We start from the raw sequence: 24133 nt of genomic DNA on the forward strand, positions 1-24133 counted from the left end.
AAGGCCGTCGCGTTGCACGGGCTGCAACTGGCCCAGGACGCGCACGGGTGGGCCTGCCGGGTAACCCTGGACGTGTGACGCCTGTCGCGACGTCCCCCGCCGGAACGGCACACCAGGGAGACCGAACCGAAATGGACATCCGGCTCGTGGCGAACGGACCCTGGCGGTTCCGCATCGAACAGAGCGGCGCCATGCGCGTACCCGGAGTCGTCCTCGCCCCGCAGGAGCTGCTGCCGGACGAACCCGACGACCAGGCCCTTCAGCAGGTGGCCAACGTGGCCACGCTGCCGGGCATCGTCCGCGCCTCGTACGCGATGCCCGACATCCACTGGGGCTACGGCTTCCCGATCGGAGGCGTGGCCGCGACCGACGTCGCCCACGGCGGGGTCATCTCGCCGGGAGGCGTGGGCTTCGACATCTCCTGCGGAGTGCGCCTGCTCACCGCGCACGTGGACCGCGCCGCCCTGCTGCCGAAGCTGCCCGTGCTGATGGACCGGCTGGATGGGCTGATGCCGCGCGGGCTCGGGCGCGGCGGCCTGTGGCACCTGGCGGGCCGGGCACAGCTGCACGAGGTGCTGCGCGGCGGCGCCCGGTACGCGGTCGAGCAGGGCCACGGGGTGCCGCGGGACCTGGAGCGGTGCGAGGACGGTGGGGCCGTCGGCGACGCCGATGTCACCCGGGTCGGCGAGCGCGCGCTGGAACGCGGCGCCAGCCAGGTCGGCAGCCTGGGGTCGGCCAACCACTTCCTGGAACTCCAGACGGTCGACACGGTCTACGACGAGACGTGCGCGCGGGCGTTCGGCCTGCGCGTCGACCTGGTGTGCGTCATGATCCACTGCGGATCGCGCGGCCTGGGCCACCAGATCTACTCCGACCACGTGCGGGCCATGGACAGCATGATGCAGCGCTATGGCATCGAGGTACCCGACCCGCAACTCGTCTGCGCGCCCGTCGACTCGCCCGAGGGCCGCGCCTACCTGGGCGCGATGGCCGCAGCCGCGAACTTCGCCCGCGCCAACCGCCAACTGCTCGCCGATGCCGCCCGCAGCGTCTTCCGCGAGGCCACCGGCGCGGGTCTGGACCTGCTGTACGACGTATCGCACAACCTGGCCAAGCTGGAACGCCACATCGACGACGGCGCCGCCCGGCCCCAGCTGTGCGTCCACCGCAAGGGCGCCACCCGGGCGCCGCCGGGCCACCCCGACCTACCGGACGCCTTGCGCCCCTTCGGCCAGCCGGTGTTCGTGCCCGGCACGATGGGCACCGCCTCCTACGTCATGACCGGCAGCACCGGCAACCGGGCCTTCGACTCCTGCTGCCACGGCGCGGGCCGCGTCTGGAGCCGACACCGCGCCCACCGTGAGACGTCCGCCCGGCAGTTGCGCCAGGAGCTGGCCGGTGCGGGGGTCGCGGTGCGCCCCGCCTCGTGGCGCAGCGTGATCGAGGAAGCACCCGAGGCGTACAAGGACGGCGCCTCGGGGAAGGGATGAAGCGATGGCCTATCCACACCATCACCGCCACCATGCGACACAGCGCTGGCACGCACGAGCGGCCGACCGGCGGGCACGGGCCGCTGCGCGCCGCTGGCGCCACACGGGCAGCGAGCCACGCTGGGCACAGAGCGACCTGCCCGCCCGGCGCCTCCTCTCCCGCATCTTCGGAGCCCTGTTCGTGCTGGGTGCCGCTGGTTTCGCTCTGCTGGCCTGGAAAGCCGGCTCAGCCTCCCACCCCGATCGGCTGTTGTTCATCGCGCTGGCCGCGCTCTGCGCAGCGTCCACCGTCGTGGCCATCGCCCACCTGTACGTGATCCGGCGCCGAACGGCTGAGCAACGTCGCTGGAGACGCTGACCCGTACTCGCCCTACCCAGCATTCCGGCCCCGGCGCCCAGCTCCCTACGTCAGACGTTGGATGGCTCCCCAGTGACCCACTCGTTCTCCCACGCCCGCTTCTGGCCGCGGTGAGCCGAACCACCGCCCAGCACCGGCCCGCCAGCACGACGAGGCAGACGCCAGCGGCGACCGACACGCCGTAGACCCCGGCCTCGACGGCCGCAGTCGCATGGCTGAGCGGCGTGCTGGTCATCCGGCCGCGGCCATCTGTCCGCCCCGTGGTGGAACTCCCGGCTCGCTGTTCATCAGTACGAAGGCGGGGCGAGATACCACAAGCGGCTTGAGGGGATCTCAGGGAGCATGTAGGTGTTCTCCAACTCGTCCTGGAGGATATGCGCCTCACCGGTCGTGGTCCGCAGGACGAGGTCGCGCTCGGGGGTCTCCATGCGGTACGTCCAGTAGGTCGGAAGCTGCATTCGGTCCCTCAGCGCCGGCAGGGCGTCCATGGTGAGGGTGTCATCCACGATGTGCGAGTACGCCTGCATCACGTAGACACGGCCCTCGGGATCGAGCAGTTGGTGAACGGGCTTGCCCGCGGAGAACAGCCACTCGGTGTCCCGGTTGATCACGGTGTCCGTGTAGAAACGCCCGGCACCGCTGCCGCTGAAGTCGAACTCTGCGGGAATGCTGAGGACGGCCAGCCAGCGGGCTTGGAGACCCTGGAAGGAGCGGACGTCGCCGGCCTTGAACGCGGTGATGCGGTCCATGAGCCAGAACCGTGGGCCGTTCGGTCAGACGGCAGACACTCCGGTATCCCGGGCCAGGGTCTGCGGATCGAGGGCAGACCACTTCTCCGGCGGACAGTCGTTGAGACCGGTGGTGTTGTACACGTCAGCTCGGAGACCGCCCTCGTCGCCCGCGCTGATCAGGAAGAACTCTCCGTAGCGGGCGTTGCGAAGCTCATTGAATCGGATGGTCTCCTGGGTGGTGGCCATAGCGGCCTCCCTGTGCGAATGCCGAGGTTGGCGGTAGCTCTGCCGACGTGGAAAGTCAGGCGACGCGGGTCAGCGGAGGACACTCCCAGGTCGCGTCGATCACCTCGGGACGGGGCCGGTACATGCGAAGGGCCACGAACCATGTGCCGTCCTTCGCGGTGGGCAGCCAGTTGGCTTCCTTGCCCGGGTCGGGCTGCTCACTCTGCAGGTGGATGGTCAGTCCGCCGTCCGCGTCCTGCTGCAGGCCGGCGCTGCGGTCGCCCACCGAGTAGCGACTGGCCGGGTTGGGGATGAGATTCATGTCCTCCCCATAGGCGGTCAACGACCAGAAGGCGTCGACCGGTGGCAGGGCGTCACCGGGGAAGTGCAGTTCGTACCGGCCTTCGGAGGCCAGTTTGTTGCCGTCCGCGTCGTCGAAGTTGAGCAAGTAGACCGCTTCGGCGGGGTCATTGGCGGCGACGCCGATCAGCGACTGGTCGGCGGCGCGTTTGAGGAAGTCGTCGCCGAAGCGTCCCATCTGCGGGGGAGGGTAGCGCCAGCCGTGGACGAGGTGGGCCCAGTCGCCGCTGAGAATCTGCTGTTTGAGCAGGGGCACGCCGACGCCGGCGGCCCGGATCAGGCTTCGTTTGACCGCAGCGGGCTGAGCCTCGACGTCGAGGCCGGGGCCTATGCCGATCTGGGCGAACTGTCGGAGAAGGACGTCGTGATGGGCCGGTGGAGGATTCTCGCCCAGCATCGCGTTCAGGGTCTTCCACGGCCCCAGGGGGTCCTCCGCCGCCGGGATCGGGGTCAGGACGTCACGGCTCTCGGGGACCTTCGCGTCCGGCTTGCCGAACAGGCTGAGCGGGGTGAGCCGGTACTGCTCCTGGAGTTCCCGGACGCGTGGCACGTCGTCCGGGCCGCTGACGAGGGTGCGGCCGAGGACGAGAACCCAGGGGCTGGGCGCCTCCTTCAGGCGCCGCACCCCGGCGGGAAGCTTTCCCTGCCATTCCGGGCCGACGAGGGCGAAGCTGCCCGCGCCGGAGCCGGTGGTGCGCTGACCGACGTAGTCGAAGTTGTCGGACGTGATCCCCACCAGCTCGAAGGTGAAGTACCGATCTCCCATGTCCGGATGGGAGAGAATGACCGGCTCACTGCCGAGGTTCACCCAGGCCACCGAATACAGGGTGTCGCTGTTGGGACACCCGCCGTCGCGATAGGTCGCGTCCAGCAACCGCTCGGCATGCCAGAAATGGTTGACGGGCGCGTACGGAACCGTCGACGGGTTCCGCGGCTGCGTCACCCAGTCGTGCCTCAGCTGGGCGTTGTAGATGTAAGGAAACCCGTAGACGAATGCCTGCTCACCGAGTGTGTAGGCGTACTCACCACGCCAGTCGTCCATTCGCCCGGTCAGGATCGGCTTCACTGCCTGCCCCAGCGCGGGCACGATCTCGGGCAGATGACGTGCGCGATCGATCGTGGACTTGGGGTGTAGGGCTGCGCGCCCGGCGGCCCGGGCCACCGTGATGGCTGCGTCGGCCACGTCCTCGGGGATCCGTCGCCAGGCAGGTCTCTGTGATGGTTCGGACATATAAGCCCCACTTCGCTCGGCAACGTCGAGGCATGGACTCCGACACGCCGACCGCGTCAGTCCCTGCCCCAGCGACCATGCTCCCCCGCTGCGCCGGTCGACGCAGCCTGAGAACTCGACCGCCTCGCCCAGGGCAACCACGGCCCAGGACGGTTACCTCCGGCTGTACGGGCGTAAATCGCACTCGTACGGCCCCACGGCGAAGCCGTCCAAGAGCGGGCGTCCGGATAGGCGCATATCTTCGCGATCGCGGGTGTGGGGTCCCTGAGCGCTTCCGGGGCCAGCCAGTGTCAAGGGAATGCAGATCGCCCAGAGTCTTCCTGTCCCAGAAGGTGGGTGACCGTATGTCGTCAACACCGGCACCAGGCGCTCCGCCACAGGCCACGGGCGCGTCGCATTCCTAGCATGCATGCTGAGTGGTCCACATGCGCGCAGCAGACCGGACACCCAGCAACGCTCCCTGGCAGCCCATCCCAACGCAGCCTGATTTCTGTGGCACCCCGCCCAACTTCCCAGCCTCCGGCACGCCTGTCGAATTCATCCGGACATTTGACATTACGGTTGCAATCACTGCAGGTGGTATTGACGGTTCCAGGCCGTGATGCCGCAGGCGTGAGCGAGTAGAGAGAAGATCATGCCCATTGATGGAGAGTGGTACAACGAGTTTGGTTCACAAATGCAACTGGAGGTGGACCCGGAAGGGACCGTCAGTGGACGGTACGTGACCGCCGTAGGACACACGCCGGGCACGTACCTCCTCACCGGGCGCCATGACGGGCCTACGAGCCCGGGGAACGGCATCGCTCTCGGCTGGACAGTCGCCTGGCGCAACGAACACGGCAACGTAGGCTCGGTCACGAGTTGGAGCGGCCAATTCCTGGCAGACCCGGAACGCATCCTCAGCACCTGGCTGCTGACCCGCTCCGCCACGGTGGAGGCGTGGGAGTCCACTGTGGTGGGGCAAGATGTGTTCACGCGACAGAAGCCCACCAGCGAGGACGTCGATCGCGCTCTTCGCAGCGGCCGACCGGTCTCGCACCCGATGCCGTCCTGAAGAGCGGTACCCGTGGGTGTGTCCAGCACGGACGCGTCCCACCGTGGTGGCCCCAGACGTCGCCCGCAGGCGACGATGCCGTCCGGCTCGGAAGCGGCGCACGGGTGGTCGGGGAGTCCAAGCGGCACCGGACCGGCCTCGCGGGCCACGTCGGTGCCGGAGCGGCCCATGGCGACCCCGATGTCGGCCCGCCGCAGGGCAGGTGCGTACGAGCCCCGTCGAAGCCGCGGGCGCCACGGAGCGTCTCACGTTTGAGGGCCGCGTTGAACGACTCGGCGAGTGCGTTGTCCGCGCTCGTGCCGACCGCTCCCATGGACTGCCTGACCCCCAACTGGGCGCACAGTTCGGCGAATTCGCGAGAGGTGTACTGCTCAGGTTCAAGGAGTCGTTGCAACACTGTCTGTCAACAAGCGTAGCTGCTCGCTCAATGCCTCGCCGGGCGTCTTCCAGGCGAGGGTCTTGCGGGGGCGGCTGTTGAGCGCGAGAGCGACGGCGTTGAGGTCGCCACGGCTGTGCCTGGCGAGGTCGGTGCCCTTGGGGAAGTACTGCCGCAGCAGGCCGTTTGTGTTCTCGTTCGTGCCGCGCTGCCAGGGGCTGTGGGGATCGGCGAAGTAGACCTCCAAGCCGGTGTCGAGGCGGAGTTGGGCATGCTGGGCCATCTCCGCGCCCTGGTCCCAGGTCAGTGACCTGCGGAGTTGTTCAGGCAGGGTGGTGATGGTCTCGGCGATCGCGTCGCGGACGGCCTGGGCGCCGTGGCCGGAAAGGGCGGGGCCGTTCTTCATCCGCGGGCCGTCGTGGCCGGGCATGGGCGGCAGGTGCAGCAGCATGGTGAAGCGGGTGGTGCGTTCGACCAGCGTGCCGATCGCTGATCTGTTCAGGCCGATGATGAGTCGGGTAGCGGGGACGCATTACTGCGTCCCCGCCCCCTCAGAACCGTGCAAGCAGCTATTCACCGCACACGGCTCAAGCAAGTCCCGGAGGCTCGCTGGCAGGCAAAAGTGCTGGTCTCGTCATCGCAGCGGCTCCATTCCGCCGTTGACAATGGGTGTGGAGGAGACGGAGTCGTTGACCGTCCGGCGTGCTCCAGTTCCGGAAGGCGATGTATTGCTTGGAGATCGCCTTCCGGATGACAACCCGCCACGCTTCCCATTCTCCTGGGCTTTGCGGCGGGTGGTCGGCGTGCAGCAGGAGCCCTCCGCAGATCGAGCAACGGCCGTGCTGTGCCTGTAGTAGACGCACGGTCATAGCATCGACTGGTAAAGGGGTTCCTTTGCGGCGACGCTGAGCCCAATAGGATTCCAGAGCAGGGTCGTCCGGGGACGCCTTCCCCTTGACTAACTGGTGCCGGACTATCTTCGTCCAGGAGAACTTGAGCAGGTAGGCGCCGCTGTCGCGGTCACCGAACACCCACCGGTCGTTCCTGGACTTGTTGAACCGGCCGAAGTACTTGTCGGATATCCAGTGCTTCGGCTTGTTCGGATGGCTGTGTTTGGCCCACTTGTAGGCGAGCTTCCACATGTGATTGTCCAGCGCCGTGAAGATCTCGCTGGACACCACCGTCCGGTAATAGGCTGACCAACCCCGCACGATCGGGTTGATCTTCTTGAGTACCGCACCGGCGTTGGCCCCTCGCAGGGCCACCATTTCGGTGCTGAGCCGTTCCCGGATCCGTCTCTGAGCCGCTCTGCTCGGCTTGATCAGCAGTTTGCCGTGATAGCGGCGGACGTTGAACCCCAGGAAGTCGAACCCGCTCTCCGCGTGGACGATTCGTGTCTTGTCCTCGTGGAAGGCGAGTCCCCTGGGCGTCAGCCATGCAGCCAGCCGTTCCTTGACCTGTTCGGCCTGTTCACGACTGGTGCACATCGCGACAAAATCATCTGCGTACCGCACCAGCACGGGGCTGCCGCTCTGTGCACTCCCGACATCTCTGCCGGTGGTGTAATAGCGGACCCCTGCGGCTTCCTCCATCCCGTGCAGGGCCACGTTGAAGAGCAACGGGCTGATCACCCCACCCTGCGGAGTTCCCTCCTCGGTCGGGGCGAACCGACCGCGATTCACAACCCCGGCCTTCAGCCACTGACGGACCAGTCCCCGGGCGGGGAAGGTGCCGAGAGCGGCCATGAGCCGATCATGGTCGATGCGGTCGAACGCCGCCGTCAGGTCTGCGTCGAGTACCCACGCACGCTGCGGGTTCTTCCCGTTGAGCGTGGAGTAGATGGCCCCGATCGCGTCGTGACAGCCGCGGCCGGGCCGAAAGCCGTACGACTTCGGCTCGAACCGCGCTTCCCACTCGGGCTCCAATGCTCCCAATGCCACAGTTTGCAGACACCGGTCAACAATCACGGGAATTCCGAGTCCGCGCTTCTTCATGGTCCCCGGTTTGGGGATAAACACCCGCTTGACGGGCTTGGGAATCCACGGTCGGGCGCGATGCTGGACCCATTTGACCAATGCGGCCTTGGACTGGGAAAGCAACACGACTTTTCCGTCGACTCCCGCCGTCGCGCGTCCAGCATTGATCTCCGTGACCCGTCGCACGCTCAGGAGCGTGTTCGAGCGGGACCGGAGCATCAGCTTCTGCAAATTGCGGACCTTCTTCAGGTCCCCTGCCTGCGATGCCGTGAAGATTCTCTGCCGCAGACGCCGTACGTCCTCCTCGACCCGCCGCCAGTCAATCGACGCCCAGTCCAAGTCTTCGCCCTCGGGTCCGTTCACCGGCACAGAAGCAGTCGGAAGGGCCGAGGCCGGTTCGTCCGCTATCTGCATTGTGTCCAACTTGCCCCTCGGTTCCGTCGTCGTCGTTCAGTGATTCTCCACAGGCTCACCCGGCCCACGTCAGCACCCTTTCGGGTCCGGGCAGTTCACCCGTATCCGGACGGTTGTGCGGGGCGACCGGCGGAGAGTCCGATCGTCCGCCCCGGGTTCCCGATTCCTTTCGGCTTCCGGCATTGGCTTCTTGGGCCGTCCTGTTCCCGCTGGGGAGTTGAGCCTTCCTTACGGTCGGCTGACCAAGCCAAAAAAGGCCCGGACCCCAACGGGGTTTCCACGTTCCACACGAATGAGATACGACCGGGGTGGGTGCTCCCTTTACCCCGAGGCGACGGTGTCTACCTGGCCGGAGTGACCTCTACCGGCCAGCGCCTGCCGCTTCTCAACGGCTAGCCATACACCCCACTCACACATTCCATCGGCAGGGCTTGGGATCACGAGGCATCATCGGGAGTTCATGTACTTCACCCGTCCGGTCTTCCCCTTGCCGGTAACTCCCGGATGGAACGGAAGTCCTTGGGCTTTCCCCTGAGCTTCGCACCACGCCGTTACCGGCATCGCACGTCAAGGGTGGGGACGGGTCATACGGACACGGACCCGTGACTGCACCTACAGCTTCATCAACTGCCTCTCCAATCGGTCAGTCCACTCAAATTCGTGCAACTTCGTGTCGCACGGTCGCCTTCCCAATGTCCGGGCACTGCACGGTCCTCGGCCTCGGCAGGACGCTGGGAGATCCTGACCTCGTCGGTGACGAAGTTCTTGCCCCGGCCTCGGGCCCGGGCCCGAGGAGCGCGCAGGGCACGGCCGGTGCGAAGGCAGGCCGTCAGCTCGCGTTTCAGCCCTCCGCGCCCCTGGACGTAGAGGGCCTGATAGATCGCCTCGTGGGAGATGCGCATCGACTCATCATCGGGGAAATCGACCGGGAGTCGGCGGGCGATCTGCTCCGGGCTCCAGGATGTCGCCCAGCGTCGGTCCTTGCGCGGACCATGCCGTCGCCCGATCCACCGCGTCTGCGGTCCAGGGACCGTGCTGCCGTCCGTGGTGGTGACCGTGCCGGCGAGTCGGTCCCGCACATACTCCTGAAGCCGCTCGTTGCCGGCCAGCTTGGACGTTCTGGGGCGGCGGGCCTGCCGGTCGGCGTGCCACTGCGCGACCGAGGCCCGGTAGTCCAGACGCCCGCCCCGGGTCGCCGCGTTGCGCCGAGTCCTCGGAACCCACCCCAAAGCGCCGCCGAGCCCCCGACGAACCCTCAGCGCCGGCCTCACCAACGACGCGGCGCCGGATCCCTCCCACCCGCTCCGCGCGGGGTAGACGACGGCGGCAGATCGCGGCCCTGGACGCGGCCGCCTGCGTGCGGGTCTTCGCCGACAAGAAGTCGGGCAAGACTGCGGAGCGCGAGGAACTGGGGAAGTGCCTCGACTACCTCCGGCCCGGCGACACTCTGGTGGTGCCTTCCCTCGACCGGTTGTGGCGATCGATCCAAGACCTGATCTCCATCGTGTCCAACCTGCAGAGGCGCAGTACCGGCTTCCAGTCGTTGCACGAGGCGTTGGACACCACGACTCCGGACGGCCGCCTGGTCCTCCACGTGTTCGCCGCGCTCGCGGACTTCATCCGGGAACTGATCGTGCAAGGCACCCACGAGGGTCCGGCGGCCGCACGCGCGCGTGGCGAACGGAGGGGAAGCGACGAAATGCGGGTGGCAGGGTGACGAATGGGCACGGACCACCTGGCCTCCCTCCGCGGGCGGCTCGGTGTCCCGTCTCGCTCAATCCTGAGCGCGTCTCACCGAAGCTTGACCACCGCCGCAAGCATGCGTCCCCTTGTGTATCGGTGCCGAGCCGGTAGCGGTCCGACTGTTCCGTGGTGGGAGCTCAGGGCTCTGCGATGACCTCGTCCGCCTGCATACCCTTCTGGCCCTGCACCGCAATGAAAGTCACCTTCTGGCCTTCCTTCAGGCTCTTGAAGCCGTTGCCCTGGATCGCCCTGAAGTGCACGAATAGGTCAGGTCCGCTTTCGGGGGTGATGAAACCGAACCCCTTCTCTTCGTTGAACCACTTCACGGTGCCGGACTGGCGCTGCGACATGTCCACTCCCTCGAATCACGTGTTCCGATCGGACGTGCAGGACGCCCGACGGGCTGATCATCCCCGTTGGGGGGACGAAGATCCGGCAAGGCGGCGGCTCCCGGCGAGGCGGCCACTCCCGGCGCCCGGCCCTGGCACGACGTCCTGGCCAACACACCCGACCTCGGCTCCTGGAGCACCCGCACCCCCTACCCCGAACTCGGCTACCACGAAGGGAGCGGCCCCCGCGGCTGACCGGCCGTCTGCCGACGAACGCGTCGTGGGCGAACCCGATCGAGGCGCACTTCGGGCCGCTGCGGCAGTTCACCCTCGCCAACTCCCACCACCCCAACCACACCGCCCAGACACGCGAGTTGCACCGCTACCTGCGCTGGCGCAACCAAAACGGCTGGCATCCCGACGTCCTGGCCGCACAGCGGTGTGAACGCGCCCGCGCCGCAGCGAGAAAGGCATCCGATTCGGCGGCCGCCCCGCCGCCGGAGTGGCCTGACTGCCCTTCCCGAACCCAGGACACCATCCAGGTCACGGACGAGTGGCCACCAGCAGATCAACCACGTAGGTCTCTTCCACCACCTCGTCGGGGAAGAACTCGCGCAGTCGCCTACGCTCCCCGGAGAGAAAGGCACGCCTGTCGTCCTCGGCAAGCACAAGGAACGCCGAGCGGCTGCTGATATTGGCAAGGTGCATGTCGAGGGAGACCACGCGACTCCATCGCACCTGGCGGCGCGCGACCCGGAGCCCCGACAGTCCCGCGAGTCGGACGGCGTCGCCGTCGTCGGGACGCACCCGAGAAGTCGGCTTCACTCCGCAGTGGTGCGCGATCCGCTGGTGCTGCTCTCGGATCCAGGGCACGTCGAAGGCAGTGGTGTTCCACCAGATCGCGAGCGCACCGCCCGGAAGCAGGACCCGCAGTGCCTCCGGGACCGAGCGGATGGTGTCGGTCCACTGCCAGGACTGCGCGTAGGTGATGAGGTCGTGGGAGGCGTCCGCGAGGGGTAGGGCGTTGCCGTCACCTCTGATGATCGGCACATCCGGGAGCACGGTGTGGAACTTGGCGGCCATGGCGTCGCCCGGTTCAACGGCGATCACGTCAGCCCCGCGCTCACGCAGCAGAGCGGTGGCAATTCCGGTGCCCGCGCCGATATCGGCGACGCGGGCACTCGCCAGGGGACGGCTCGTGAGCTCTTCGATGCAGTCGAAGAGCGCGGAAGGATACGAAGGCCGGCTGGCCGCGTACTGGTCAGCCGCCGCGTTGAACGAATGGGCGCGTGAGCTGGTGGTCATCCTCGCATCATCCCCCTCCCCCGCTGACTGCCCGCCCCGGTGATCGTTTCCGGTCACAGCACGCGCAACGCTGAGGTCCCGGCCGACCCTCAGCGCTAGCCCGGTCCCGTACTGTTCTGGCGGGGCCGGGCTACTTGCTGCGCGAGCGCCGTCCGAAGACCGCTTGGCGCAGCGTCGGGTACTGCTGGCGCAGGTCGGTGCGGCAGGAGGGGGCAGTGCCGGCCGTCCTCCGGCGGGGCGAACTCAAGGTCCTAGCCGAGCGGGCCGGTGATCGGCCCTTTGCACCGCTCACACGGCGCGGCCTCGGGGGCGGGCCCGGGATCCGGGTCAGGTTCCTGTGCCCAGCGTTCCCTCTCCGCTTCCCACTCCTGTTGCCGTCGCTGCTCTGCTTCCTCACGCCAGCGGCGGCGTTGCTCGTCGCGGGCGTACCAGGCGTCAAGGTCGGCGGGGTTGGCGAGGGCGTCGGGGAGGGTTTCCCACTGGCCGTGTCCGCAACGCCACCACACTGCTGGCACACTGCATCGACTCCACCATCGTCCGCGCTCACCAGCACGCCGCAGACACCGGCCGAAAGGGGAGATGCGCCGGCGGGACCCGCAGGCGTCGGTGGGCAAGCTGAAGCAGCCGAATGGACAACTTGGTCAACGTGGTCGGTGAGACAGCGGTGCTGCGCCGACGTTGTGGCAGTCCCTGCGAGAGCAGGCCGACGCCGGACCAATGTCACCCGAACGGCTTACACGTCCTCGCCTCGGGCATGCGGCCCTCACCCATTCAGCCCACACTCAGACTGAACCTTCTGCCGCCGCACCGTTCCCGTGATCACCGCTTCGTCGGGAGGCATCGTGGTCGTGCTGGCTCTGCTCGTGCCGGTATTGCTCCTGCTCCTGCTGCTGGCGCTGGACCTCTTCGAAGACCTCCTGTTCCCCTCACCACCACCGCCCCCTCCAGATGACAAGCCCACGGAGCAGGTCGATCACGGGCAGCGAGACACCTAGCGGTCAACGCTCCCGGGTTTCTGAACCTCGAATCCACAGTTCATGCGGATTGTCCCGTCTCATCTGATCTTGCCGCCGAGCGGTGCCCTGACCTGCGGCAAGACAAAGCCGAGTCTGGAGAACGTAGCTTCGTTCGCGTTCAGCAGCAGCGTTTGTTCACTGGTTGCGGCGGCATCTGGTGATCGACAAGTTCCTGGATGTTCACGAGAAATAGCGTCAGGGCCTGGGGACGGCCTGGCCGACAAGCTCAGGGGTTCTGTCGCGCAGTGTCAGCCTGGCGTGCAGAGCACTTAGGCTTCCTGAGTTATGAAGATATTGATCTCTGTTGACATGGAGGGCATCTCGGGGATCGTGCATCCCACCGAGACGAACCCGGATCGCTACGACTACGAGCGCGGCCGAGCATTAATGACGGCGGAGACGAACGCCGTGATTGCCGGTGTCCTGGACGTCGAAGCCACGGCCGAGGTGCGGGTCGCCGACGCGCACGGCCCTTTCCGCAACCTGCTGCCCGAAGAACTCGACCGCCGGGCGCACTTGGTCCGTGGCAAGCCGCGGCCCCTGGGCATGCTCGGCGGACTCGACGAACAGACCGACGCGGTCCTGCTGGTCGGCTACCACGCCCGCGCCGGCGGCGGACCGGCCGTGCTGGCACACACCATGAACGACGGCATCCTCGACGTGCGCGTGGCCGGACGTTCCATGGGCGAGATCGGCCTCAACGCCGCCATGGCCGGACATCTGGACGTACCGGTCGTGCTGCTCAGCGGCGACGACAGCGCCTGCGCCGAACTGCAAGATCTGGTCCCCACCGCGGTCACCGTCGCGGTCAAGCAAGCCCTCGGTCAGGGCGCCGCCGTCGCCCTGCACCCCGAGGAAGCTCGGGAGCGGCTGCGCCATGCGGCCGCCGAAGCCATCACGCAGCGTGCACAGGTTTCACCGCTGGCCCTTGCCGGACCGCTTGACGTCGAGGTCGACCTTTCCGCGCCGTACATGGTTGACCTGGCGACACTCGTGCCAGGTGTCTCACGCGGTGAAGGTGGCCGGACAGTCACCTTCACCGCCGCCGACTTCGCCGACGTCTACCGGCTGGTCCTGCTACTCGCGCAGCTCGCCACCATCAAACCTGGCTAGGAGCGTGTCTCAGTAACGGACACCCCGCTTGCGGTTCGTGATGATTCATGCGGGATGATCTCGGTATGCGTGATCGGGATGGTCTGTTCGAGATCGAGCCGGGTGAGAAGGAGCAGCCGCAGGGTCGTCCGGCGGCGGTGGACAAGACGTTCCGGGCGTTCGACCCGCACCAGGTCCTGCTGCTGCCGCCGTCGCTGGACGACTGGCTGCCCGAGGATCACCTGGCCCGGTTCGTTGCCGACCTGGTCGACGAGGTGCTCGACCTGTCGCCGATCCTGGCGGACTACACCGAAAAGCGCGGCTACCCGCCCTACGATCCGCGGCTGATGGTGCGGCTGCTGATCTACGGCTACACCACCGGGGTGCGCTCCTCGCGGGCGATCACGCGTAAGTGTGTCGATGACGTCGCGTTCCGGTTCCTGGCCGCCGACCAGGCTCCGGACTTCCGCTCGATCGCCCGGTTCCGCCGCCGCCACCTGGACGCGCTCGCCGGCCTGTTCCTGCAGTCGCTGCACCTGGCGCGGAAGCTGGACATGGTCAAGATGGGCCGCGTCGCGCTGGACGGCACCAAGCTGGAGGCCAGCGCATCCAAGCACAAGGCGATGAGCTACGGCCGCCTGATCGGCAAGGAAGAGCAGATCGAAGCCGAGATCGCCGCCCTGGAGGCCACGGCCCGGTCCCTGCTGGACGACGCCGAAGCAGTCGATACCGCCGAAGATGCCCGGTTCGGCGTGGACGGCAAAGAGGCCGACCTGCCCGCCGAGCTGGACCGGCGCGAGAAGCGCCTGGCCAGGCTGCAGGCCGCCCGCGCGCAGATCGAGACCGAGGCCGCCGACAAGGCCCGCGCTCACGCCGAAGACAAGGAACGCCGCCGTCAGGAACGCGCCGGGACCAGCGACGAGCGGGCCGTCACCGACGCGGGCGAGCAGGCAGCAGCCAAGGCCCGGCCCAAGCCCAAGGCCCAGGCCAACTTCACCGACCCCGACTCGCGGATCATGAAGAACAGCGACGGCGCCTACATCCAGGCCTACAACGCCCAGGCCGTCGTCGATGAAGAGCACCAGGTCATCACGGCCGCCGACATCACCACCAACGCCTCGGACGCGCTGAACTACACCCCGATGCTCGACCAGTCCGCGCAGAACACCGGCGTCCACCCGGGGCAGGCCCTCGTCGATGCCGGCTACTGCTCCGAGACCAACCTGCAGGCCTCCAAAGAGCGCCAACTCGCCTGCGGCACCGATACGTTCATGGCCACCGGCCGACTCGGCCACGACGAACAGGTCCCGCCCGCACCCCGCGGACGCATCCCCGCCAGCGCCACCCTCAAGGAGCGCATGGCCCGCACACTGCGGACGAAGCCCGGCAAGGCCGCCTACAGCCGCCGCAAAGCGATCGTCGAACCCGTCTTCGGCCAGATCATGACCTGCCAGAACGGCCGCCAACTCCTCCTCCGCGGCGAGGACGGAGCCCGCGGCGAGTGGCGACTGCTGGCCGCCTGCCACAACCTCCGCAAGATCTTCCGACACGCCGGAACCGCAGGACTCGCCGTCCTGGCCGGCTGACCATCCGGCCACACCGGCCTCAGCGGGCCGAAATCCCCCTCCGACCGACCCGCTCATCGGCCCCACAGGCGCTGACCGAGCGACCACGACCGATCCCGCCCATCACGACCTCCCGGCCAGTTGCCCGTTACTCAGACACGCTCCTAGGCCGCGACTTAGGGTCGACGTGCAGGGTTCATCCGGCTTTGGACGGCTCTGCGGGACCGGGAGGAGACTGTCACTGACTGGTCCTTCATTCGAGGGCCGCGAAGGCGGCGCAGGCCGGCTCTGCAGCCGTTGCACCGCCCGGAGCGTGGCATGAACGCTTCCGCAGTCACCAGCGTCATCACGGGTGGCCTGCTAGGGGCAGTGGCCGATGCACCCTGGTGGGGCAGCTGGCTGTGCCGTCGTTGTCATCGTCTTTGGGAACGGCCATGCGACACAGCTTGTCGACGCGTGGAACAAGCTCCTGCGCGGGCCCCACGAACGGCGAGCCCTCCGGGAAGCACAGGCCGGCGATGTCCTCGCCTACTTCAGCCAGACCCCGGCCACTGGCACGCCCGCGCAACCGCTCCCAGAGACATCCGCAGTCGATCAACCAGCCGATGCGGGGACAACGTGAAGGCGCAGGAGGTGCCGCAATCCGCCCTGGGCAGGCCAGGGTTCGATTCGAACAGACGTACCATAGGGGCGTGGCAACGTACGAATTTCCGCCGATGCTGATCGACGCCCAGAACGAGCTTGATCAGGTCCGCGCCGACCTCCGGGCTCTCTTCGAAAAGGTGCCGTGGTCGGTGGAGCCGATGGACGGGTGGGAGACGCACGAGAACGCGTGGCGGCCGGCGTCCCGTCCCGCCTCGCCCGGCTGGGACCCGGAGGACGCCGCGGCGATTGCCCGGCCGCGAGCGAGGGAACTCGAACTCGCTGAGCTTCTCGTGTGCCACCAGTACTGGACCGAAGTTCGCTCCCGACGACGTACAGGCCGCCCGTGACGCGCTCAAGCACCACCGCGAGCAGGAGCCGGCCAGTATGGCGAGCTGACCGGCGGCCGAGCAGCTGCGCAGAATCCTCTTGATCAGGAGTTCAGACAGCACTCGTCCTGGACGACGGACTTGTTGGGCCGGGCGTCGTGCCGGCGCACACTCCGGGCTGCGGCATCCCGACGGAACGCCGTCCTAGGCGCCCCGCTGCCGCCGGGCCGGCTTCTTCGCCGCCGCTGTCTTCTTCGCAGAGGGGTCGCGCACCTCGTCGTCCCACTTGAGCACGTGTGCGACCAGTGCCCCGTCCCGCACCCGCAGCAGCACCAGGTGCTCGCGCCCGTGCCACGCCAGCTTCGCGACGGCCACCTTCGTGTTGCGGGCCAAGGCCCGGGCGATCAGCGCGTAGGGCTTCGCCGCGACCGGGCCGTCGTACTGCAGGAAGTAGCTGTCGCCGCTCAGTCGCACCGGGTCGATCGACGCGGCCGGCACGAACGCGACGATCTCGATCGCTTTCGCGGTCGGCAGCGGCATCTGTTCCAGCTCCTCGTCCGTGACCTCGACCAGCGTGTCCTTGGAGACCTCGTACCCCTTGCCGATGTCGCCCGCGGACACCTCGCGGTCCTCCGCTTCGCAGTACTTGCGCACCCGCACCCGGCCTCCGTCTTCCGTATGGACCTGATGGAAACGGACCGAATGGTCCTCGGTGGCGCTCATCAGCTTCACCGGAATGGTCACCAGGCCAAAGGAAAAGACGCCGCTCCACAGCGATCGGGGCATCACAGACCTCCACGACAGCCCCGAGCCCCACCAGCGTATGAGCCTGCGACACGGCCCGCTTCCCGACGCCGCCGCGCACCACAGCCGTCGCCGCCGCAGGCTGGACGGGTGGACTGGCCCGTTTCCGTCGCCCTCGCCCGGTCCGTACCGGAACTGCCCACCGGAACGGACTGGAGCTACGAGATGAAGGTGGACGGCCACAGAATGATCATGTGGCGGACCGGCGACGGGGTCCGCTTGCAGGCCCGCTCCGGGCGCGACGTCACCGCCGCATGGGGAGACCTCGCCCTCGCCGGCCACCACCTCCCGGACGGGACCGTTCTCGACGGCGAGGCCGTCATCACCACCGAGGACGGACGGATCAGCTTCGAGGCCGCACAAGCCCGAGCTGCCTCCTCCCCCGTCCGCGCCCGCCGACTGGCCTCCCAGCGCCCCGCGCACTACATCGCCTTCGACGCCCTGCAACTGCCGTCCGGCAATGTCCGGCCTCGCCCGTACAGCGAGCGCCGCGCAGCCCTCCTCACCCTCCTGGCAGAACTGCCCGTGAACACCCCGATCCAGGCCGTGTCCGCCACCACCGACCGCGACACCGCACTCACCTGGTACAACACCCTCCACCACGAGCACGGCGTCGAAGGCATCGTCGCGAAACGTGTCACCTCTCCCTACCGGGCCGGCCGCACCGGGGCATGGCAGAAGATCCGGCATGCTGAGACTGTCGATGCCGACGTGATCGGCTACACCGGGCCGCAGACCCGGCCCCGCATGCTCGCGGTACGTCTTCCGAACGGACGCACCTCACTCACGCAGACGCTTTCGGCGCCGCTCGCTGCGCAAATTGCGCAGGTCCTGGTTGCGGCCGGTCCAGCAGAACGCAGCCGCGCAGACACCGGTGATACCTACACCAGGATTCCTTCTGGCCTCGCCGTCGTGGAAGTCCTGGCAGGCACCACCCGCCACGCCCTCGTGACCCCGCTACGCCTTCGATGAGCGCCGATGAGGTCCAGAGTGGGGCTGCCAGCATCAAAAGGAGGTCGATGCTCTTGGCCTCAGCCTCCTGACACTGGTAGGGGGCAGTCCCTCGATGATGATTGACCATTTTGCTCAGAGATACTCGGCCGCTGTGGAATTCCGGAGCGGAGCTAGGGCAACGAATGCGGCCGCAATGGCCGAGTTAGGGCGAGGGCAGCTGCGTTTGAGAGGCGGAATTCGTGGAAGCGCGAGTCACATTGGAGACGAACTTCATGTCGTCGGGGTCGCTGCGCCGTAGGACGAAGATCTTGGCAAGGGCCAAGAGGCTGGGCCCGCAGAGGAGGGTGGCTAGCCACCAGGCGTCTTTCGCCACGTAAACGCCAACGCCGAGCATCGCAACAGCCACGACGGCGCCGATCACGAGGCCGGCCATGTACCGGCTGTGCTTACGCTGCTCCCGCCTTTCCTGGGCCTCATGCTCCGCTGCCGCTGTGGCGGCCGCATCGGCACGCTCGGCTGCCTCTCGCTGCATGTCGAGCCGCTTCATCAGCGCCTGATGATCCCGCTTTAGTTACGGTTCTAGGGCCTTTAGCCTCGATCGTTCATGAGTCCTCGTCAGCTCGTTGACGGGGACTCTGTGCGTGTGGGGTGCCGTTTTCTTGGGGCGGGGCAGACTGATGGCCCGGTTGTCGCGTCGGATGAGCGCCGGGTTCCACTCCCGGGGTGGTCGTGCGGGTTGTTGGGACAGTCGAATTGGCTGGTCAGCCGGGGTTCGGGAGGGCCTGGAGCCGGTTCATGGCGCTGGTGATCACGGGCGTCCATGGCCATTGGGTGGGCAGACGCAGCCAGTGGCGGCGGCCGGTGTTCACGAGCTGGGCGGCGGCGGAGAACAAGCGGAGGCGGAGGCGCTTCGGCTCCCAGCGGCGGGTGTCGCCGGTCAGGGCGAGCATCGGCATCCAGGCGAGGAGGTCGAGCGCGAGGGAGACGATCTCCAGCCAGATCCGGTTCTGCGCGGTGTCGTGCAGGGGCAGGTTGCGCAGGCCGGTGTCGCGGGCGTTTCGGATGCGGTCTTCGCAACGGGCCCTTCGGCGGTGACGCAGTTCCAGGTCGGCGAGCTGGCCACCTTTGGTGTTGGTCGCGAAGCAGGTCAGCCGCAGTCCGTCGAGATCGGTGAAGCGCAACTGGGCGCCGGGGTGGGGGCGTTCCTTGCGGACGATCAGCCGCATTCCCTTGGGCCAGGTGCTCAGGTCGGGTATGTCGGTGATCTCGGCGACCCAGGCGCCGGGCCGCTCGGTGCCGCCGGAGTCGTAGGCCGGCGTCCACGCCTTCTTCGGGATCTTCAGTACGGCTTGGTGGATGGCGTCGGTGATGGTCATGCCGACGGAGTACGACAGCCACCGGCCCGGCCTGGAGAGCCACTCGAGGAAGGCGTGGGTACCGCCGGCGGAGTCGGTACGGATCAGTGTCTGCCGTCCCCGCCGCAGGGTCTTGGGGAGTTGGGCCAGGGCGAGTTGGGCTGTTTCGATGTGGTCGGTGGCGGTGTTGTCGGGTAGCCCCAGCGCATTACTGCGCCGGGGCCCCCTCAGAACCGTGCGTGCCCGCTTTCCAGGCACACGGCTCAAGCAAGCCCCAAGGGCTCGCGGGCAGGCAGAACTGCTGGTCCCGGTGCGTGGGCGGCGATGCGCCATCGCGCGCAGTGGGCGTGCATGAGGCAGCGTGCGGTGTCGTCCGGCGGGTGGCCGTCCTCGGTGGTGAGCGCCGTGCGGCGGATCGCCTTGCGGACGGCGGTGAGCCACTGCTCCCACTCGGTGGGACTTTGCGGCTCTTGATCGGCGTGCAGCAGCAGAGTGCCGCAGCCGGGACAGCGGCCGTGCTGCGCGTGTAGCAGCCGCAGCACGAACGGCCCCAGCGGAGGCTTTCGCCGCCGTCGCCGATCAGCCCAGTAACCGGTCAGAGCCGGGTCGTCCGGAGACGCCCTACCTTTGACCAGCCGATGCCGGACAATCTTCGTCCAGGAGAACTTCACCAGGTAGCGGCCGGTGTCCCGGTCGCCGAACACCCAGCGGTCCCGCCTGGTCGGGTGGAACGCGCCGAAGTACCGGGCCACGACCCAGCGTTTCGACTTGTTCGGGTGCGCCCGCAGTCCCCACCGGTAGGTGAGCCGCCACACGTAGTGGTCCAAGGAGGAGAAGATCTCCTTGGACACTCCGGTGCGGTAGTAGGCCGCCCAGCCCCGGATCACGGGGTTGAGCTTGTTGATCACCGCTTGGGCGTTGGCCCCGTGTAGAGCCTTGACCTCGGCGGCGAGCCTGCTGCGAATGCGCCGCACCGCTGCCTTGCTGGGCTTGGTCAGCAGCTTGCCGTTGCGATAGCGGCGTACGTTGAACCCGAGGAAGTCGAAGCCCTCTTCAAGGCGGACGACGTGCGTCTTGTCCTCGTTGAAGGCCAGTCCCCTCGGCTTCAGCCACACCGCGAGCTGCTGCTTGACCTGCCGGGTCTGTTCCTCGCTGACGCACAGGGCCACGAGATCGTCGGCATAGCGGATCACCACGGGGGTGCCCGGCTCCGACTTGCCCGCGTGCCTCATCCCGTCAGGGAAGTACCGGACCCCGGCGGCTTGTTCCAGCCCGTGCAGGGCGACATTCAGTAGCGTGGGGCTGATCACCCCGCCTTGTGGAGTTCCCTCCTCGGTCGGGGTGAGTTGTTCACGCTCGACCACGCCCGCCTTCAGCCACTGCCTGATCTGTTCCCGCGCGGGGAACGTGCCGAGCTGGCGGAGAAGATGGTCGTGGTCGATGCGGTCGAACGCCGCTGCCAGGTCCGCGTCGAGAATCCACCGGCGGTGCGGGTTCTTTCCCCCGACCGCGTTGAAGATTGCCTCGATGGCGTCATGGCAGCCACGGCCGGGCCTGAAGCCGTACGACTTCGGCTCGAACCGTGCCTCCCACTCGGGCTCCAGCGCGTTGAGGGCCCGTGCCTGGAGAGCGCGGTCAACGATCACCGGCATGGTGGCTTCATACTGCCCCTCCTGCTGTGGGTGTTCGGGTTGTGAGGTCGGATTTCATGGTCTGGGCGGCGAGTTGGAGACCGGCGGCCTCGTTGTCGCTGGTCCAGGGGATGCTCAGGCGGCCGTCGGCGGCGCGGTGGGCGTCCAGGCGGTGGCGGGCGATCCAGTAGTAGACCGCGCCGGCGCGGACGCCGAGCCGGTCGGCGACCTGCTGGACGCTCAGTTCGCCGCGTGCGGTGGTGGTGTCGGGCAGTGGGTGACTGCCGGGGCCGGTGGGGCCGGAGTGTTTGGGCCGGTCCAGGTCGGCCCGCAACGCGGCCTCGACCTGGTCGTTCCAGGGGATGGCGATGCGGCCGCTGGGAGTGCGATGTGCGGGCAGGCGTCCGATACGTACTTGGTAGCGCACGGCCGCGTCGAGGACTCCGAGGCGGGCTGCTGCTTCGGGAATGCTGATCTCGTCGGCTCGGGCGGCCTCGGCGGGCAGTGGGCGGCGCCCGGTGGGCATGAACTGCTCGGGGTGGGTGATCCAGTCCCGGCAGTCGGCTTCGACCTGGTCGTCCCAAGGGATGCACCAGCGGCCCCCGACGTCCTTGCGCGCGGTCAGCCGTCCGCAGCGGATCCAGTAGTAGAGGGCGTGCTCGACCACGCCCAGGTGGGCGGCGCCCTGCTGGACGCTGACCTCGCCGGGCAAGGTCTGCGGCGGTGTCGTGGGGCGGGGGGTGAGGTGGCCGGAGGTGTCGATCTGGCGGCGGCAGTTGGCTTCGACCTGGTCATTCCACGGGATACACCAGCGGCCGCCGGAATCCTTGCGGGCGTCCAGGCGCCCGTGGGTGAGCCAGTAGTAGACGGCGTCCGCAGTGATGCCCAGGATCTGGGCTGCCTGATTCACGCAGATCTCCCCGTCCCGGAACGGGACCGGTGCCGGGATCTTGTAGGTGTAGCTGACCCACTTGACGGCCGCCACGTCATAGGGGCGCCCGGTCCCGGTGGTCAGCTGGGCGGCGGCGAGCGCGGCGACGACCTGCTCGTCGCTGTGGTCCGGACGCAGGGTCGCGATCAACTCCCGCGCCGCCGCCGGGGTCCGCCGGATGTCGGCCGAGAGCCGGGGGCGGGTCAGGGCGAGTTCGTCGGTGGCGCCGGTGTGCCAGCGCACCCCGACCCGGGCGCGGGCCCGGTCGGTCTCGGGCAGCAGGGTCACATCCGAGATCAGTGTCCGCAGCAGGCGTTTGCGGTCGCGGTCCCTGGTGTCGGGGGCGTGCCACAGTCCGGGCAGGTCAGCGGCCAGGGCCTGCAGTGCGGAGCGGTCCGGCAGGGCCGGCTTGGCTTCGCGGGCGCTGTTCAGGGCCGCCTGGGCCTGGTCGAGTGCGGCGAGTCTGGCTTCCCAGCGGGCTTCCAGGGTGCGGGCGACCATGCGGTTCTCCGGATCGACGGCGGTGAACGTCCGCTCGGCGCGGTCCGCGTCGTACTGGGCTCGCTCCACCGCCAGCTCGGCGGCGCGGTGCGAGCGGGTGTGCCGGCCGGCGACCTCGTCGGCGGCGGCCAGGGCCAGCTCGATGTGCTCAGGGCTGAGGGTTTCCAGCAGTGCCGCCACCACGGCGTCGTCCACGATGTCGGCGCGGATCGAGCGGCAGGTCGCGGTGGCCTCGTGGTCGGCCCGGGACAGCGAGCATTCGTAGGCAGCCCGGCCGCTCGAGTGGTAGCGGGTGGTCATCGGGCGTCCGCACGATCCGCAGAACATGATCCCCTGACACAGGGCCAGTCCCTCACGCGCCGGCCTGGCGCCGTCGCGGGTGCAGTTGGCCTTGAGCTTCGCCTCGGCCGCCACGTAGTCCGCCCAGGTCCAGTAGCCCTCGTGGTGGTCATGCAGGACCACCGGCCACTGCTCGCGGGGTACCCGCGTCAGGCTGGTGCGCACGCTGCCGTCCGGCTGGACCCGGCGCCGGGTGGTGTTGCGGCCATAGACATACGTGCCCGCGTAACAAGGGTTGCTCAGTACCCCCAGTGCCCGGGCGTGGGTGAGCTTGCCCCACCGTAACTGGCCTGCCCACGCGCCGCCGTAGGCGCGGAGCGGGAAGCGTCGGTCGACGAATGCTGCGACGACCTGGTAGGCCGAGCCGCCGGCCGCGAACGCGGCGAAGACGTCGCGGATCGCGGCCTGCACCTCCATATCCGGGTCGATCACGCAGTTGCCCTCGTCGTCGTAGACGTAGCCCACCGGCAGCGGGGACCGCAGGTCGCCGCGCTCGGCGGCGGCCCGCTTCGCGCCCTGCAGCCGGCTCGACAGGATGTGCAGCTCGGCCTCGCTCATCGATCCTTTGAGGCCGAGCAGGAGTCGGTCGTTGAAGTTGGTCAGGTCGTAGACCCCGTCGTCGTCGATCAGCAGTACGTCCGTCAGCCGCGCGAGTTCCAGCAGCCGGGCGAAGTCGGCCGAGGACCGCGCGAGACGCGAGACCTCCAGGCCGAAGATCGCTCCGACCTCGCCCAGACAGACCTTGGCGACCAGATCGCGAAAACCCTCCCGGACCTGCCCGAACTTCCCCGACAGGCCCAGGTCCGCGTCGATGACCAGCACATCCTCGCGGTCCCAGCCCAGCCGGACCGCCTCGTCGCCCAGCGCGTACTGCCGCAACGTGGACTCGGTGTTGTCGCGGACCTGGATCAACGTGCTCTGCCGCAGATAGACCGCCGCTGTCCTCAAGCGGTGGGACGCTGTGATCTTCGAGGTCCCGTTCACGATCACGGCTGCCTCCCAACGCGGACTCGACCATGTTGGCCAGCACCATCACCATCTCCACGCGGCACTGCGGTGATGACGGCACGGCCCCTCGCTTCCGCCCGCCCCGGGGCTGATGCGCGACACAACTCTCGTCGCATCAGGATCCGCCTCCGCTCGCGCCAGCACCACGGCTCACCAGGGCATCCACCAGCGCACGAAGAGCACTCAGCCCCTCGACCGCGAGCCGGTCCCCGCCCGGCTCCCCGCCGCGATCCGTCCACTCCTGCGGCAACGTCACACTCCGGCTTACGCCGTACGCGCAGACGAAGACCAGCGCGCCACTGCGCCGCTTGACGAACAGAATGTCCAACTGCTGGCCCGCCAGCGCGTGGAACGGGTGGGTCACCGTCAAAGAA

21 protein-coding genes and 6 pseudogenes are annotated in these 24133 nt (G+C 68.1%); 11 read left to right on the forward strand and 16 right to left on the reverse strand.

Features of this window, described 5'->3' with window-relative positions:
• Positions 1–131: 131 nt before the first annotated feature.
• Both OG819_RS49735 and OG819_RS49740 read left to right on the forward strand, forming a co-directional pair.
• A complete protein-coding gene (locus OG819_RS49735) occupies positions 132–1490 on the forward strand; it encodes an RtcB family protein (RefSeq protein ID WP_323138227.1) in 1359 nt (452 codons plus the stop codon).
• 4 nt (positions 1491–1494) lie between these two features.
• Positions 1495–1848: a hypothetical protein gene (locus OG819_RS49740; RefSeq protein WP_266656283.1), complete on the forward strand. Its 354-nt coding sequence runs from the start codon at positions 1495–1497 to the stop codon at positions 1846–1848.
• A gap of 287 nt (positions 1849–2135) precedes the next feature.
• Here the strand turns inward: OG819_RS49740 and OG819_RS49745 are convergent, their stop codons facing one another.
• Genes OG819_RS49745 through OG819_RS49755 form a run of 3 tightly spaced genes read right to left on the reverse strand, consistent with a single transcriptional unit; the run spans position 2136 to position 4347 of the window.
• On the reverse strand, positions 2136–2597 hold the full coding sequence (locus OG819_RS49745; protein ID WP_266656285.1) for a hypothetical protein: 462 nt from the start codon (positions 2595–2597) through the stop codon (positions 2136–2138).
• A 24-nt stretch (positions 2598–2621) separates the two neighbouring features.
• Positions 2622–2825: a hypothetical protein gene (locus OG819_RS49750; protein ID WP_266638319.1), complete on the reverse strand. Its 204-nt coding sequence runs from the start codon at positions 2823–2825 to the stop codon at positions 2622–2624.
• 55 nt (positions 2826–2880) lie between these two features.
• Positions 2881–4347 (reverse strand): DUF1254 domain-containing protein, encoded by a 1467-nt coding sequence (locus tag OG819_RS49755; protein WP_266656287.1) that lies wholly within the window; start codon positions 4345–4347, stop codon positions 2881–2883.
• A gap of 682 nt (positions 4348–5029) precedes the next feature.
• Here OG819_RS49755 and OG819_RS49760 point away from each other — a divergent pair.
• Entirely contained in the window at positions 5030–5449 is a 420-nt protein-coding gene (locus OG819_RS49760) for an avidin/streptavidin family protein (RefSeq protein ID WP_266656289.1), read from the forward strand.
• A 235-nt stretch (positions 5450–5684) separates the two neighbouring features.
• Here OG819_RS49760 and OG819_RS49765 read toward each other — a convergent pair.
• The 4 genes and pseudogenes from OG819_RS49765 to OG819_RS49780 form a co-directional block, all read right to left on the reverse strand.
• A pseudogene (locus tag OG819_RS49765) lies at positions 5685–5816 on the reverse strand (IS3 family transposase); the annotation flags it as partial.
• A gap of 10 nt (positions 5817–5826) precedes the next feature.
• Positions 5827–6339 (reverse strand): annotated as a pseudogene (locus OG819_RS49770) (IS30 family transposase); the annotation flags it as partial.
• 73 nt (positions 6340–6412) lie between these two features.
• Entirely contained in the window at positions 6413–8215 is a 1803-nt protein-coding gene (gene ltrA, locus OG819_RS49775; RefSeq protein ID WP_266647716.1) for a group II intron reverse transcriptase/maturase, read from the reverse strand.
• A 680-nt stretch (positions 8216–8895) separates the two neighbouring features.
• A pseudogene (locus OG819_RS49780) lies at positions 8896–9423 on the reverse strand (transposase); the annotation flags it as partial.
• Positions 9424–9545: 122 nt separating this feature from the next.
• Between OG819_RS49780 and OG819_RS49785 the strand changes: the two are divergent.
• Positions 9546–9932 (forward strand): recombinase family protein, encoded by a 387-nt coding sequence (locus OG819_RS49785; protein WP_266656550.1) that lies wholly within the window; start codon positions 9546–9548, stop codon positions 9930–9932.
• A gap of 163 nt (positions 9933–10095) precedes the next feature.
• On the opposite strand, the gene OG819_RS49790 is transcribed toward OG819_RS49785, so the two are convergent.
• Entirely contained in the window at positions 10096–10308 is a 213-nt protein-coding gene (locus OG819_RS49790; RefSeq protein WP_144314880.1) for a cold-shock protein, read from the reverse strand.
• A 66-nt stretch (positions 10309–10374) separates the two neighbouring features.
• Between OG819_RS49790 and OG819_RS49795 the strand changes: the two genes are divergently transcribed.
• On the forward strand, positions 10375–10542 hold the full coding sequence (locus OG819_RS49795; RefSeq protein WP_266638323.1) for a hypothetical protein: 168 nt from the start codon (positions 10375–10377) through the stop codon (positions 10540–10542).
• An 11-nt stretch (positions 10543–10553) separates the two neighbouring features.
• A pseudogene (locus tag OG819_RS49800) lies at positions 10554–10798 on the forward strand (IS630 family transposase); the annotation flags it as partial.
• Between the two features lie 32 nt (positions 10799–10830).
• On the opposite strand, the gene OG819_RS49805 reads toward OG819_RS49800, so the two are convergent.
• On the reverse strand, positions 10831–11592 hold the full coding sequence (locus tag OG819_RS49805) for a class I SAM-dependent methyltransferase (RefSeq protein WP_266656291.1): 762 nt from the start codon (positions 11590–11592) through the stop codon (positions 10831–10833).
• A 251-nt stretch (positions 11593–11843) separates the two neighbouring features.
• Entirely contained in the window at positions 11844–12107 is a 264-nt protein-coding gene (locus OG819_RS49810) for a hypothetical protein (protein ID WP_266638325.1), read from the reverse strand.
• A gap of 300 nt (positions 12108–12407) precedes the next feature.
• On the opposite strand from OG819_RS49810, the gene OG819_RS49815 reads away from it, so the two are divergent.
• The 4 genes from OG819_RS49815 (at position 12408) to OG819_RS49830 (ending at position 16257) form a co-directional block, all read left to right on the forward strand.
• Positions 12408–12587 carry a hypothetical protein gene (locus tag OG819_RS49815; RefSeq protein WP_266656293.1) on the forward strand — a complete coding sequence of 60 codons (180 nt, stop codon included), beginning with the start codon at positions 12408–12410 and terminating at the stop codon, positions 12585–12587.
• 306 nt (positions 12588–12893) lie between these two features.
• Positions 12894–13721 carry a M55 family metallopeptidase gene (locus OG819_RS49820; RefSeq protein WP_266635432.1) on the forward strand — a complete coding sequence of 276 codons (828 nt, stop codon included), beginning with the start codon at positions 12894–12896 and terminating at the stop codon, positions 13719–13721.
• Positions 13722–13804: 83 nt separating this feature from the next.
• The gene (locus OG819_RS49825) at positions 13805–15286 is read left to right on the forward strand and encodes an IS1182 family transposase (protein ID WP_266652810.1); all 1482 of its coding nucleotides are present in this window, start codon (positions 13805–13807) and stop codon (positions 15284–15286) included.
• A 671-nt stretch (positions 15287–15957) separates the two neighbouring features.
• A complete protein-coding gene (locus tag OG819_RS49830) occupies positions 15958–16257 on the forward strand; it encodes a hypothetical protein (RefSeq protein ID WP_266656295.1) in 300 nt (99 codons plus the stop codon).
• Positions 16258–16497: 240 nt separating this feature from the next.
• On the opposite strand, the pseudogene OG819_RS49835 reads toward OG819_RS49830, so the two are convergent.
• Positions 16498–17022, reverse strand: a pseudogene (locus OG819_RS49835) (Ku protein); the annotation flags it as partial.
• A 108-nt stretch (positions 17023–17130) separates the two neighbouring features.
• Between OG819_RS49835 and OG819_RS49840 the strand changes: the two are divergent.
• Positions 17131–18012, forward strand: coding sequence for a DNA ligase (locus OG819_RS49840; RefSeq protein WP_266656297.1), 882 nt, complete (start codon positions 17131–17133; stop codon positions 18010–18012).
• A 184-nt stretch (positions 18013–18196) separates the two neighbouring features.
• Here OG819_RS49840 and OG819_RS49845 read toward each other — a convergent pair whose 3' ends face one another.
• The 5 genes and pseudogenes from OG819_RS49845 to OG819_RS49865 all read right to left on the reverse strand — a co-directional run bounded on the left by OG819_RS49845 (position 18197) and on the right by OG819_RS49865 (position 24123).
• Positions 18197–18541, reverse strand: coding sequence for a hypothetical protein (locus tag OG819_RS49845; protein WP_266656299.1), 345 nt, complete (start codon positions 18539–18541; stop codon positions 18197–18199).
• Between the two features lie 214 nt (positions 18542–18755).
• A pseudogene (locus OG819_RS49850) lies at positions 18756–19538 on the reverse strand (IS1380 family transposase); the annotation flags it as partial.
• Positions 19539–19612: 74 nt separating this feature from the next.
• On the reverse strand, positions 19613–21001 hold the full coding sequence (locus tag OG819_RS49855) for a reverse transcriptase domain-containing protein (protein ID WP_266648309.1): 1389 nt from the start codon (positions 20999–21001) through the stop codon (positions 19613–19615).
• 7 nt (positions 21002–21008) lie between these two features.
• Positions 21009–23741: a recombinase family protein gene (locus tag OG819_RS49860; protein WP_266648310.1), complete on the reverse strand. Its 2733-nt coding sequence runs from the start codon at positions 23739–23741 to the stop codon at positions 21009–21011.
• A 133-nt stretch (positions 23742–23874) separates the two neighbouring features.
• Positions 23875–24123: a DUF5372 family protein gene (locus OG819_RS49865; protein ID WP_266648312.1), complete on the reverse strand. Its 249-nt coding sequence runs from the start codon at positions 24121–24123 to the stop codon at positions 23875–23877.
• Between the last annotated feature and the right edge of the window lie 10 nt (positions 24124–24133).

Source organism: Streptomyces sp. NBC_01549, from assembly GCF_026339955.1.
Classification (GTDB): Bacteria; Actinomycetota; Actinomycetes; order Streptomycetales; family Streptomycetaceae; genus Streptomyces.